The organism is Aeromicrobium sp., assembly GCF_049587115.1.
Classification (GTDB): Bacteria; Actinomycetota; Actinomycetes; order Propionibacteriales; family Nocardioidaceae; genus Aeromicrobium.
Genome location: NZ_JBAVDI010000066.1, coordinates 22928 through 35528, shown reverse-complemented (window position 1 = coordinate 35528; position 12601 = coordinate 22928). Strand labels below are relative to the sequence as shown.

10 protein-coding genes are annotated in these 12601 nt (G+C 66.1%); 8 read left to right on the top strand and 2 right to left on the bottom strand.

Features of this window, described 5'->3' with window-relative positions:
- The first annotated feature begins 1 nt into the window (after window position 1).
- Window positions 2-292, top strand: a complete 291-nt coding sequence (locus tag WB461_RS06785) for a YggT family protein (RefSeq protein ID WP_423851967.1) — start codon at window positions 2-4, stop codon at window positions 290-292.
- A 123-nt stretch (window positions 293-415) separates the two neighbouring features.
- Complete coding sequence (locus tag WB461_RS06780) at window positions 416-1213, top strand: DivIVA domain-containing protein (protein WP_423851966.1); 798 nt, start codon at window positions 416-418, stop codon at window positions 1211-1213.
- A 101-nt stretch (window positions 1214-1314) separates the two neighbouring features.
- On the opposite strand, the gene ileS is transcribed toward WB461_RS06780, so the two are convergent.
- Window positions 1315-4458: an isoleucine--tRNA ligase gene (ileS, locus tag WB461_RS06775; protein ID WP_423851965.1), complete on the bottom strand. Its 3144-nt coding sequence runs from the start codon at window positions 4456-4458 to the stop codon at window positions 1315-1317.
- Between the two features lie 83 nt (window positions 4459-4541).
- On the opposite strand from ileS, the gene WB461_RS06770 reads away from it, so the two are divergent.
- From WB461_RS06770 to WB461_RS06750, 5 genes are all read left to right on the top strand, one after another.
- Window positions 4542-4943 (top strand): TraR/DksA family transcriptional regulator, encoded by a 402-nt coding sequence (locus tag WB461_RS06770; RefSeq protein WP_423851964.1) that lies wholly within the window; start codon window positions 4542-4544, stop codon window positions 4941-4943.
- A 36-nt stretch (window positions 4944-4979) separates the two neighbouring features.
- Window positions 4980-5369, top strand: a complete 390-nt coding sequence (locus WB461_RS06765) for a RidA family protein (RefSeq protein ID WP_423851963.1) — start codon at window positions 4980-4982, stop codon at window positions 5367-5369.
- A gap of 243 nt (window positions 5370-5612) precedes the next feature.
- Complete coding sequence (locus WB461_RS06760; RefSeq protein ID WP_423851962.1) at window positions 5613-6158, top strand: signal peptidase II; 546 nt, start codon at window positions 5613-5615, stop codon at window positions 6156-6158.
- A complete protein-coding gene (locus WB461_RS06755) occupies window positions 6155-7099 on the top strand; it encodes an RluA family pseudouridine synthase (protein WP_423851961.1) in 945 nt (314 codons plus the stop codon). Before WB461_RS06760 ends, WB461_RS06755 begins: the two co-directional genes overlap by 4 nt.
- A gap of 123 nt (window positions 7100-7222) precedes the next feature.
- Window positions 7223-8446 (top strand): pyridoxal phosphate-dependent aminotransferase, encoded by a 1224-nt coding sequence (locus WB461_RS06750; RefSeq protein WP_423851960.1) that lies wholly within the window; start codon window positions 7223-7225, stop codon window positions 8444-8446.
- 4 nt (window positions 8447-8450) lie between these two features.
- Here WB461_RS06750 and WB461_RS06745 read toward each other — a convergent pair whose 3' ends face one another.
- Window positions 8451-8861: an iron chaperone gene (locus WB461_RS06745; protein ID WP_423851959.1), complete on the bottom strand. Its 411-nt coding sequence runs from the start codon at window positions 8859-8861 to the stop codon at window positions 8451-8453.
- A gap of 165 nt (window positions 8862-9026) precedes the next feature.
- Here WB461_RS06745 and dnaE point away from each other — a divergent pair, with 165 nt between their 5' ends.
- Complete coding sequence (gene dnaE, locus WB461_RS06740; RefSeq protein ID WP_423851958.1) at window positions 9027-12578, top strand: DNA polymerase III subunit alpha; 3552 nt, start codon at window positions 9027-9029, stop codon at window positions 12576-12578.
- The last annotated feature ends 23 nt before the right edge of the window (window positions 12579-12601 follow it).

The following is a 12601-nucleotide window of genomic DNA, read 5'->3' as shown; positions in this document are numbered from 1 at the left end:
CATGGAGCTGGTTGGCGGCATTCTCGACCTCATCCTGCTGCTCGCCATCATCGTTCTGATCGCCCGGTTCATCCTGGACTGGGTGCAGATGCTGGCTCGCAACTGGCGACCGCGAGGGCTCGTGCTCGTTCTGTGCGAAGTGCTGTACTCGTTGACCGATCCTCCGCTGCGGGCCGTGCGCCGTGTGATCCCACCCCTGCGGCTCGGCGGGGTCATGCTCGATCTGTCGCCGATGGTCCTGCTGATCGGCATATACATCCTGCGCGCCATCGTCCAGTCGATCTTCTTCTGAGAGTCTGCCAAGAGTGATCTGCGACACTCCTGGCGTTCGGGAGTCCCGTGGCAAAAGGCTTCGTCGGCAGAGTACGGTGGAGTCTCAAAGTCCCAGGACCAACTCCAACCCCGAGGTGTACTCATGCCACTGACGCCAGAGGACGTGCGTAACAAACGGTTTACGCCAGTCCGTCTCCGCGAGGGCTATGACATGGGCGAAGTGGATCAGTTCCTCGACGAGGTCGAGGCCGAGCTCGAACGCCTGACGGTCGAGAACGAAGAACTTCGCGCCAAGGTAGCTGCCGCATCAACCGGTGAACCCACCGGACTCATCCCTGCGGTCTCGCCGGCCACCCCGGCCTCGCAGGCCGCGCCCACCCCGGCCGTCCAGGAGCCTGTGAAGCAGGAGACACCTCCGCCAGCACCCGAGCCGGAGCCCGTCGAGGAGGCGCCTGCGGCCGCCCCTCAGCAGCCGGTCCGCGCTTCGATGGGCGACGCCTCGTCGGCTGCCGCTCGTCTGCTGGAGATCGCCTCGAACAACGCCGACCAGCTCATGGACTCGGCCAAGGAAGAGGCCGACCGGATCGTGGGCGAAGCCCGCGCCAAGGCCGAGCGCCTGACCAACGAAGCGCGTGGCAAGGCCGATCGGCTCGAGACGGACTCTCGCATCCGCGCACAGAAGCTCGATGAGGAGACCAACGAGCGCCGCCAGCAGGCTGTGGCGACGATCGAGCGGGATCGCTACGAGATCCAGCGCGAGGTCGAACACCTGCGGGCCTACGAGCGCGAGTACCGCGCCCGGCTCAAGAATTACTTCCAGAGCCAGCTCGACCAGCTCGCGGCCAATGAGAGCAGCACCGGTTCGCAGCCGGTGCAGACGCCCGCTGAGGCCGGCCCGCGCCGTCTTCGCTCGCTGCTGGGCGACGACGAGAGCTACTGAGCATCGGCTGACGCAACTGCAACCAGAACGGCCCGCCTCCACCTGGAGGCGGGCCGTTCTGATTGCCCGGCCCGACCGTTGACGCAGCGAGCAGGCTGCGGTCAGGCCCTGACGACGGAGAAGGCCAGGCCGAGATCGGTGTCCACGGACTGTGTCTCGTCCTCGGTCTCGGTGATCGTGGTCGCCAGCACCTCGTCCGCGATCAGTCCGTCGTGAGCGCGAAGCGCCTCGGCCATCGGACCGCTAGCCGACCAGGCGAGCGTGATGCGATCGCTGATCTGCAGTCCTGCAGCCTTGCGCGCCTCCTGGATGACCCGGATGGCCTCGCGGGCCAGGCCGGCCATGCGCAGGGCATCGTCGAGCTCGAGGTCGAGCGCAACCGTCTCGCCCTGGTCGTTGACGACCGACCACCCCTCTCGGGGCCGTTCGGAGATGATGACGTCGTCCGGCCCGATCTCGACCGGCGACCCGTCCACGTCGACTGTGGTGTCCCCGCGATCGGACAGTTCATGTGCAAGGCTCGTGGCGTCGGCAGCCGCGATCGCCGCTGCGACCTGCGGGGTGCCCTTGCCGAACCGCTTGCCGAGATTGCGGAAGTTGGCCTTCGCCGAGTGGTCGACCAGGTCCCCACCGGCATCTGCCATGGATTCCAGGCTGCCGACGTTGAGCTCCTCGCACACCTGGGCCCGCAGGTCTTCGCCCAGCTGCTGCCACGCGCCTGAGGGAACCAGGGCGCGACGCAACGGCTGCCGGGTGCGAACCTTGGCTTCGGCGCGGGCGGCCCGGCCGAGCTCGGTCACGCGGCGGGCCAGGTCGACCCGTTCGCCCAGGCCGGCGACGATCAAGGATTCATCGGCGACCGGCCACGGAGCCAGGTGCACGGATGCGGCAGCGCCCTCGGTGACCGGCACGACGACGTCCTGCCACACCCGTTCGGCGATGAAGGGCGTGAGGGGAGCGAGCAGTCTGGTCAGCTGATCGAGCGTCTCGTGCAAGGTGGCGAAGGCTGCGGTGTCGCCGCGCCAGAACCGCCGCCGCGAGCGGCGGACGTACCAGTTCGACATGTCGTCGATGAAGCGTGCGAGCCGTGCGCCCGCGGCCTGGGTGTCGAAGGCTTCGAGCGCCGTCGTGACGTCGCGGGTGAGTGTGTGCAGCTCGGACAGCAGCCACTGGTCGAGCACCTCGCGCTCGGCGACAGGTGGGACCTCGCCGGACTCGGGGGACCAGCCCTCCGAGCCGGCGTACAGGACGTGGAAGGCCGTCGTGTTCCAGTAGGTCAACAGGACCTTGCGCACGATCTCGCTCAGGGCGGTGTGGCCGATGCGCCGGGGCGACCACGGCGATCCCGAGCACGCCATGAACCAGCGGAGTGCGTCGGCGCCGTGCTCGTCCATGAGCGGCATGGGCAACAGGATGTTGCCGAGGTGCTTGCTCATCTTCTTGCCGTCCTCGGCCAGGATGTGACCGAGGCAGACGACGTTTTCGTACGAGTTCTGATCGAAGACCAGGGTGCCGACGGCCATGAGCGAGTAGAACCAGCCGCGGGTCTGGTCGATCGCCTCGCAGATGTACTGCGCAGGGTAGGCCTGCTCGAACTTCTCCTTGGACCCTTCTGCGTGCGGATAGCCCCACTGAGCGAACGGCATGGAACCGGAGTCGAACCACGCGTCGATGACATCGGGAACCCGGCGGTACGTTCCTGCCTCGCCGTCCTTGGTGAAGGTGATCTCGTCGATGTAGGGACGGTGCGGATCGAGCTCGCTCAGGTCGCGGCCGGTCAGCTGGGACAGCTCGGCGAGCGACGCGATGCACACGAGCCGGCTCGGCTCGGCGTCATTTCGCCAGATCGGCAACGGCGTGCCCCAGTAGCGGCTGCGGGACAGTGACCAGTCGATGTTGTTGGTGAGCCAATCGCCGAACCGGCCATTCTTGATCGTCTCGGGGAACCAGTTGGTGTCCTCGTTCTCCGCAAGCAGTCGGTCCTTGACCGCAGTCGTGCGGATGTACCAGGCCGGCAGGGCGTAGTACATCAGCGGCGTGTGACAGCGCCAGCAATGAGGGTAGGAGTGCTCGTAGGCCAGCTCGTTGAACATCAGTCCGCGGGCCGCGAGGTCGTCGGCCAGGGCCCGATCGGCCGTCTTGAAGAACTGGCCACCGACGAGCGGAACGTCGGCCTCGAAGTGGCCGTCGGCGGTGATCGGGTTGACCACCGGCAGGTCGTACGCCTTGCACACCGCCATGTCGTCGGCGCCGAACGCTGGGGACTGGTGCACCAGGCCGGTGCCGTCGTCCGTCGTCACGTAGTCGCCGAGGACCACGATATGTGCGGGTGACGGGAACTCGAGGAGCTCGAACGGCCGCTGGTAGGTCCAACGCTCCATCTCGCGACCGGTGAACGACTCGCCCGTCGCGCTCCAGCCCTCGCCGAGGGCCTGCGCGAGCAGCGGTTCAGCGACGATCAAGTTCTCCTCGCCGTTGGTGGCCAGGACGTAGGTGACGTCGGGGTTGACTGCGACAGCGGTGTTCGAGACCAAGGTCCACGGTGTCGTGGTCCAGACCAGCAGCGATGCGCGGCCTGCGTGGGGGCCCGACGTGAGGGGAAACCGCACGTAGACCGAAGGATCGGTGATCGTCTCGTAGCCCTGGGCCAGCTCGTGGTCGGACAGGGTGGTCCCACAGCGCGGGCAGTAGGGCGCGACCCGGAAGTCCTCGGTCAGCAGGCCCTTGTCGAAGATCGTCGACAGCGCCCACCAGACGCTCTCGACGTAGGAGGGCTCCATCGTGCGGTACGGATGAGCCATGTCGACCCAGTAGCCCATCCGCTGGGTCATCTCCTCGAACAGATCGACGTTGCGCACGACGGCTTCCCGGCACTTGTCGTTGAACGCTGCGATGCCGTACGCCTCGATGTCGGGCTTGCCGTTGAAGCCCAGCTCCTTCTCGACCGCGATCTCGACTGGAAGCCCGTGACAGTCCCAGCCGGCCTTGCGGTCGACGTGATAGCCCTGCATGGTCTTGAACCGCGGAAACACGTCCTTGAAGACTCGAGCCTCGACGTGGTGAGTGCCGGGTGTGCCGTTCGCCGTCGGCGGGCCCTCGTAGAAGGTCCAGCGGGGAGCGTCGGCCGGGGTGTCCAGGCTGGCCGCGAAGGTGCCCTGCTCGGCCCACAGATCGAGGATCTGGTGCTCCAATGCCGGCAGATCGACATGGGCGGGAACGGGGCGATAGGACGCGTGCGAAGTCACACCCTCAATTCTACGGGTGACCGTCGTCGAGTCGGCGGCGGTGCGAGTTGTCTTTGACCCACGTGGGGTCTAATCTCCCTCGCATGCCAAACACGAAGCTTGCGGTGCGAGCTGACGAGAAGCCCTGGACCGCCGCCGAGACCAAGGCGGTGCGGGCCGAGCTGGAGGGTGACTCGACCCGCCTGCGCGGCGAGCTGGATCAGTCGGCCCGCGAGCTGCAGGATCTGCTGCGTGACGGGGTGGATGGAGCCGGCAACGATCAGGCCGATGTGGGGTCCAAGGGACTGGAGCGCGACGCGGAGATGTCCCTCGCGGCCAACCAGCGTGAGCTGCTGATGCAGACCGAGAAGGCACTGGATCGGCTCGAGAAGGGCAGCTACGGGCAGTGCGAGGTGTGCAACGAGGCGATCGGGAAGAATCGGTTGATGGCGTTCCCGCGTGCGACTTTGTGCATGACCTGCAAGCAGCGCGAAGAGCGTCGCTGAGCCTGGCGAATGTCAGCCGAACCCTAGGTGCACTCGATGATCTCCCACCATGTCCGACCGGATGGGCTACCACCACCGAACGGATACAGCCAGGTGACCGTGGCATCGGGTCTGGTCGTCCATGTCTCCGGGCAGGTGCCCGTCCAAGCAGATGGGGAGATCGTGCACGGGGGCGCCGAGGCGCAGGCGGATCAGGTCTTCCGCAACCTGTCCAGGGCATTGCAGGCAGCGGGGGCCTCATGGGCAGACGTGGTGAAGCTGACGTTCTACCTGCGTGACATGGCTGACCTCAGCGACGTACGCATGGTCAGAGATCGCTTCCTGGATCCCACGCGTCTGCCTGCCAGCACCCTCGTTCAGGTGGCAGGACTCGTTCATCCGGACTTCCGGCTCGAGATCGATGCCGTTGCCGTGATCGGAGACTAGACCCGCTGATCTCGATCGTGTGCGCGTCCCGGTTGACCTGCCCGATGGTGATGCCGGCTGGCCAGACCCGGCGCGGCGACGGTCTGGATGTTCCAACGATCCGGCTGGGTCCGCCTCCACGGGCGGCTCGTCACCGACGGTGTGCGACGATTGGCGACGACATGCCTGCCGATAGCGACCCCGCACGAACCACGATCGCTCTGCGAGTGACCGTACCTGTGTCGAGGGTTGCTGGTTAGCGCGATGCGAGCAGCGCGAGGAGCGTCGCTGAGCCGTGGCGACGACCACGGCCCGACCGCCACACACACCTACGTCCGCCTGTTCACGGTTGTCGCAGCTCTGACCCTTCTGGTCGATCAAATCAGCAAGATGCTTGCCGTCCAGAAGCTGCAGGGGCGTGAGTCGATCGAGCTGATTCCACAGGTGCTGTCTCTGACATTCCTGCGCAACGGTGGTGCCGCGCTGGGCACCGGCGCCGGATTCACGATCGTCCTCACCGCGATCGCCGTTGCTGTCACGATCGGTGTGGTTCGAGTCGCGCCCAAACTGCGGGACAAGGGGTGGGCGGTGGGCCTGGGGCTCCTGCTCGCCGGCGCAGCGGGCAATCTGCTCGATCGGATCTTTCGCGAACCCGCGCCGCTGCGCGGCCACGTCGTCGACTTCATCGACTACGGGGTGTTCGTGGGCAACGTTGCCGATGTCGCCCTGACGCTCGCCGCGGTGCTGATCGTGTGGCGCACCTGGCGTGGTGTGGGGCTGGACGGATCTCGTCAGGAGAAGAAGACATGACTGCCGGTGACGCCGAGCTCGAGCACAAGGTGGTTCAGGTCCCCGAAGGGCTGGCTGGCGAACGGGTCGACAGCGCGCTTGCTCGGCTCCTGGGCCTGTCCCGCACGCGCGCCAGCGAGCTGGTGGCCGACGGGCTGGTGATGCTGGACGGCGAGCCCCCGGCGAAGTCCGACCGGGTGACGCCGGGTTCGATCCTCGAAGCCTCGATCCCCGCACCGCGACGTGTTGCGGTGGTGGCGACAGAGGTCGAGGGCATGCGCATCGTGTTCCAGGACGAAGACTTCGTCGTGGTGGACAAGCCGGTCGGTGTCGCCGCGCATCCCAGCGTCGGCTGGTACGGCCCGACCGTGCTGGATCATCTGGCCGGTGCCGGCATCCGAATATCGACCTCGGGAGCGCCTGAGCGACGCGGGATCGTGCACCGGCTCGATGTGGGTACCAGTGGGCTGATGGCGGTCGCCAAGTCCGAGCACGCGTACACGGTCCTCAAGCAGGCGTTCCGCGACCGGACGGTCGACAAGACCTACCACGCGCTGGTGCAGGGCCACCCCGATCCACACATGGGCACGATCGATGCTCCGATCGCGCGCCACCCCAAGCATGACTTCAAGTTCACCGTCAAGGACGGTGGGCGCGACAGCGTCACGCACTACGACACGCTTGAGGCGCACCACTACGCGAGCCTGCTGACGATCAAGCTCGAGACCGGGCGCACGCACCAGATTCGTGTCCACATGAGTGCGCTGCACCACCCGTGCGTAGGCGACCTGATGTACGGAGCCGATCCAACCCTGGCCACGAAGGTCGGTCTCGACCGGCAGTGGCTGCACGCCAAGAAGCTGGGTTTCATCCACCCGCGGACCGGCTCGTACGTCGAGTTCGACTCCGACTACCCAGATGACCTGACCCAGGCTCTCGAGGTCATTCGCGCGCTCGACTGACTCAGCTCCCCCGCCGAGGTTGACTCCGCGGAGGGCCGGGCACCCGTACCACCCGCTAACGCCACACCCGTCTGGATGGGTGGGGAAGGGCAGCGGCCGTGGGATGTCGTGGACAATGAGCACATGAGTTCTGTCGTGCGCCAGTCCGAGAAGCTGAGGGATGTCCTGTACGACATCCGTGGTCCCGTCAGCGCTCGAGCGGCCGCCCTGGAGGCCGAGGGGCACCGCATCCTCAAGCTCAACATCGGCAATCCGCAGCCGTTCGGCTTCGATGCCCCGGCCGAGATCCTCCAGGATGTCATCGCGGCGCTGCCGGGCTCAGCGGGTTACTCCGACTCCCGGGGGATCCAGTCAGCCCGGCGGGCCGTCGTGCACCACTACCAGCTCCAGGACGGCTTCCCCACGATCGACATCGATGACGTCTGGATCGGCAACGGGGTCTCCGAGCTGATCCAGATCGCCTTGCAAGCACTGCTGAACAACGGCGACGAGGTCCTCGTTCCGATCCCGGACTACCCGCTGTGGACTGCCGTGACTAACCTCGCCGGAGGAGTCCCGGTGCACTACCGCTGCGACGAGAAGAGTGGCTGGAACCCGGATCTGGAGGATCTGGAGGCCAAGATCACCGACCGCACGCGGGTCATCGTGGTGATCAACCCCAACAACCCGACCGGAGCGGTCTACTCTCGCGAGACCCTCGCCGGGATCGCTGATCTTGCCCGCAAGCACGATCTGGTGCTGATGGCTGACGAGATCTACGACAAGATCCTGTACGACGACGCGGTGCACATCCCGATGGCGAGCGTCGCGCCGGACGTCCTCACCCTGACCTTCAACGGGCTGTCCAAGGCCTATCGCGTGTGTGGCTATCGCGCTGGCTGGCTGGTGGTGACCGGCCCGCTGGACCGCGCGGGTGACTACCTCGAGGGCATCACCCTGCTGGCCTCGATGCGGCTGTGCCCCAACGTGCCTGCGCAGAACGCCATCCAGGTGGCCCTGGGGGGCTACCAGTCGATCAAGGAGCTGATCCTGCCCGGCGGACGGCTGCTGGAGCAGCGTGACACTGCGGTCACCGAGCTTCGCAAGATCCCCGGCGTCAGCGTGGTGACACCGCGGGGCGCCCTGTACGCCTTCCCGCGGCTCGATCCCGAGGTGCACCCGATCAAGGACGATCAGCAGCTCGTGCTGGACCTGCTCCTGCAGGAGAAGATCCTGCTGACCCAGGGCACCGGGTTCAACTGGCCGGAGCCGGACCACCTGCGCATCGTGACTCTCCCGTGGGCGCGGGACCTGGCCGAAGCGATCCAGCGGCTCGGTAACTTCCTCAGCACCTACCGGCAGGTCTGAGCGACTACCTTCCCGAGCGTTTGCGGGCGGCGTACTCGGCGGCCTCCCCGGCGCGAAACCGCGTGATCGCCGCGATCAGGTCGACCGGAAGCGGCTGGTCCACCGGGAATCGCACCGCGGACTTGCTCGTCCGGTACGTTCCGAGCTCCTCGCCGAAGTGGGCGAACGTGGCCGCGGTGGGAAAGAAGTTGAGCGAGGTGTGGTCGGCATGGCCTGCGAACTGGACCACGACCACACCGTCCTGCGTGTAGGTGGGAATGTTGTGGCTGATCGTCTCGTCGGCGTCCGGAATCGTCTCGCGGATCACGCGGCGTGTCTGGGCCAACCGGGGCTCCACGTCGAAGAGCGCGGCCTCGAGGTACTGCTCGACCGTGGTGAACTTCTGTCGGTCGCCGTCGTCGGTCGATGAGGTCATGTGCCCAGTACAGCCGATCGTGGTGCCGATGGGCCAGTCGGGACCGAAGTGGCACGGTTTCGGCCCGGGACGATGGCGACACGGGGTTGCTTGGTTCGCTGCGTCTGAGCCCTCGACTAGGCTGAGGTCCTTCCCCCCAGATCGTGCCGAGGAGGCCATTTTTCGATGTCGAGCGACTCGCCATTCGTGCACCTGCACGTGCACACGGAGTACTCGATGCTCGATGGGGCGGCCCTGCTCGACGGGCTCTTCGACCGGACGTCCGCGCTGGGCATGCCGGCCATTGCGATGACCGATCACGGCAACCTGCACGGCGCTTTCGACTTCTACCGCAAGGCCAGGGCACACGGCGTCAAGCCGATCATCGGCATGGAGGCCTATCTCACCCCCAACATCCCGCGCACCGAAAAGAAGGCCGTGCAGTGGAACAAGGGCGCCAAGGATGCCGACGTGGCTGGTCGCGGCGCCTACACGCACATGACGCTGCTCTCGGAGACCACCGAGGGCATGCACAATCTCTTCCGGATCGGGTCCTATGCGAGCCTCGAGGGCCAGTATCGCAAGCCGCGCGCCGACCGCGATCTGTTGCAACGCTTCGGCAAGGGGCTCATCGCCACGACCGGATGCCCTTCGGGCGAGATCCAGACCTGGCTGCGCATCGGCAACTACGAGAAGGCACGCGCGGCCGCGGCCGAGTTCCAGGACATCTTCGGCAAGGACAACTTCTTCCTCGAGCTGATGGACCACGGGCTGGCCATCGAGACCCAGGTCCGCGATGGACTGCTGCGCCTGATGAAGGACCTCGACCTGCCGCCGATCGCGACCAACGACTCGCACTACACCGCGCCCGAGGATGCCGAGGCGCACTCGGCGCTGCTGTGCGTGCAGTCCGGCAGCACCATGACCGATCCCAACCGGTTCAAGTTCGACTCCAACGACTTCTACATCAAGTCGGCCAAGGAGATGCGTGACCTGTGGGAGGACCGCTTCGACCTGAAGGCGGCCTGTGACAACACGTTGCTGATCGCCGAGCGTTGCGAGGTCGAGTTCGCCGAGTCCAACGGCGGCTACATGGCTCGCGCCGACGTGCCCCCGGGCGAGTCCGAGGACTCCTGGTTCACCAAGGAGGTCTGGCGGGGCGTCGAGTCCCGGTATCCGGGTGAGGCGCTGACCCCCGAGGTCCGGGCTCGCACCGAGATGGAGCTCGGCGTCGTCCGGGCCAAGGGCTACTGCGGCTACTACCTCGTGGTCGCAGACTTCATCAACTGGGCCAAGGACAACGGCATCCGGGTCGGGCCCGGTCGAGGGTCGGGCGCCGGGTCGATCGCGGCGTACGCCCTGCGCATCACCGACCTGTGCCCCCTGACCCACGGCTTGATCTTCGAGCGATTCCTCAATCCCGAACGCATGTCGATGCCCGACTTCGACATCGACTTCGACGAGCGTCGGCGGGGCGAGGTCATTCGCTACGTCAGCAACAAGTACGGCGAGGAGCGGGTCGCCATGATCGCGACCTTCGGCCGGCTCAAGTCCAAGGCCGCGATCAAGGACGCTGCTCGTGTCATGGACTACCCGTTCACGCACGGCGAGCGCATCACCAAGGCGCTGCCCGCTGACGTCATGGGCAAGGGCGTCACGCTCAAGGGACTCTTCGACAAGGACGACAGGCGCTACGGCGACGGGGCCGACTTCCGCAAGATGCACGACGAGGACGCCGACGTCCGCAAGATCTACCAGACCGCCCTGGGGCTCGAGGGGCAGATCCGGCAGTGGGGTGTCCACGCGGCCGGGGTCATCATGTCCAGCGATCCCCTGATCGACATCGTCCCGATCATGAAGCGCGAGCAGGATGGCGCGATCATCACGCAGTTCGACTACCCGATGTGCGAGGCGCTCGGGCTGGTCAAGATGGACTTCCTGGGTCTGCGAAACCTCACGGTGCTGGACGACACCTTGGTCAACATCAAGCGCAACCGCGACATCGAGCTGGTCCTGGAGGACCTGACCTTCGATGATCCCGCCACCTACGACCTGCTGGCGCGCGGCGAGACCCTGGGGGTGTTCCAGCTCGACGGTGGACCGATGCGAGCCCTGCTGCGCAGCATGAGGCCGGACAAGTTCGAGGACATCTCCGCTGTCGGCGCGCTCTACAGACCGGGCCCGATGGGTGCCGACTCGCACAACAAGTACGCCCGACGCAAGAACGGTCGCGAGCCGATCGACCCGATCCACCCCGAGCTCGAGAAGCCCCTGGAGGCCGTCCTGGGGGAGACCTACGGCCTGATCGTCTACCAGGAGCAGGTCATGGAGATCGCCCAGGTGCTCGCCGGGTTCTCCCTCGGCCAGGCCGACAGCCTGCGTCGCGCGATGGGCAAGAAGAAGAAGTCCGAGCTCGACGAGCAATATGCCGGCTTCCAGGCCGGCATGCTCGAGCGCGGCTACTCCCAGAAGGCGATCACGACGCTGTGGGACATCCTGCTGCCGTTCTCTGACTACGCGTTCAACAAGGCGCACTCCGCGGCGTACGGCGTCATCTCCTACTGGACCGCCTATCTCAAGGCCAACTACCCGGCCGAGTACATGGCCGCACTGCTGACCAGCACCCGCGGTGACAAGGACAAGTCCGCGATCTATCTCAATGAGTGCCGCCGGATGGGCATCAAGGTGCTGCCGCCCGATGTCAACGAGTCCGTGTCCAACTTCGCGTCGGTCGGAGCCGACATTCGCTTCGGCCTCGGGGCGATTCGCAACATCGGTGAAAATGTGGTCGCCGGCATCGTGGAGGGTAGGACCGCGCAGCCAGGCGGTGGACAGGGTCCCTACGCCGACTTCAACGACTTCCTCGACAAGGTCCCCACGTTGGTCTGCAACAAGCGTGTGCTCGACTCCTTGATCAAGGCAGGCGCCTTCGACTCGTTGGGCCATCGCCGCCGGGCCCTGACGACGGTCGCCGAAGAGGGTGTCGATCTCTACATCGATCTCAAACGGCAGGCGGCCATCGGTCAGGACTCGCTGTTCGGAGGAGCCAGCGACGCGTTCACCGGTGGCAAGGTCGAGGTGCCGCTGACGATGCCGGAGTGGGAGAAGACGCAGCTGCTGGCGTTCGAGCGCGACATGCTCGGCCTCTACGTGTCGGACCATCCGCTGCAGGGTCTTGAGCATGTGCTGCGCGCGAGCAGTGACTGCACGGTTGGCGAGCTGCTGACCGATGCCGACCGTCCCGACGGCAGCACGGCTCGCATCTGCGGACTCATCACGGGTGTCCAGCGACGCATGAGCAAGAAGGGCGACAGCTGGGCGTCGATCACGATCGAGGACCTCGAGGGCGGGATCGAGGTCATGGTCTTCCCCGGGGCCTACCAGCTTGCGATGCCGGTGCTGATTCCCGACACGATCGTCATGATCAAGGGTCGGGTGCGCCGCAAGGACGACGGGCTCGAGCTCAACGCGCTCGAGGTCACGCTGCCAGCGATGGGAACCGGCGCACCCGATCGTCCGCTGGTGGTCAGCCTGCCGGTGGCCCGCTGCACGACCGACACCATCGGCACGTTCAAACAGGTCCTGGCCGCCCATCCGGGGGTCTCCGAGGTGCATCTGCGACTGATCGGCAACGGCTCGACGAAGGTCCTGCGACTTCCGGACAGTCTGCGTGTGGCACAGTCCTCCTCATTGATTGCTGACCTGAAAGAGTTGCTGGGCCCACATTGCCTCTCCTGAGACGAGCATCTCTGTCCCTAGCC

What these genes read in the sequence shown, in the direction of transcription:
- WB461_RS06785 (WP_423851967.1), top strand. Translation starts at nt 2, where the DNA reads ATGGAGCTGGTTGGCGGCATTCTCGACCTCATCCTGCTGCTCGCCATC.
- WB461_RS06780 (WP_423851966.1), top strand. Translation starts at nt 416, where the DNA reads ATGCCACTGACGCCAGAGGACGTGCGTAACAAACGGTTTACGCCAGTC.
- WB461_RS06770 (WP_423851964.1), top strand. Translation starts at nt 4,542, where the DNA reads ATGCCAAACACGAAGCTTGCGGTGCGAGCTGACGAGAAGCCCTGGACC.
- WB461_RS06765 (WP_423851963.1), top strand. Translation starts at nt 4,980, where the DNA reads ATGATCTCCCACCATGTCCGACCGGATGGGCTACCACCACCGAACGGA.
- WB461_RS06760 (WP_423851962.1), top strand. Translation starts at nt 5,613, where the DNA reads ATGCGAGCAGCGCGAGGAGCGTCGCTGAGCCGTGGCGACGACCACGGC.
- WB461_RS06755 (WP_423851961.1), top strand. Translation starts at nt 6,155, where the DNA reads ATGACTGCCGGTGACGCCGAGCTCGAGCACAAGGTGGTTCAGGTCCCC.
- WB461_RS06750 (WP_423851960.1), top strand. Translation starts at nt 7,223, where the DNA reads ATGAGTTCTGTCGTGCGCCAGTCCGAGAAGCTGAGGGATGTCCTGTAC.
- WB461_RS06745 (WP_423851959.1), bottom strand. Translation starts at nt 8,861, where the DNA reads ATGACCTCATCGACCGACGACGGCGACCGACAGAAGTTCACCACGGTC.
- dnaE (WP_423851958.1), top strand. Translation starts at nt 9,027, where the DNA reads ATGTCGAGCGACTCGCCATTCGTGCACCTGCACGTGCACACGGAGTAC.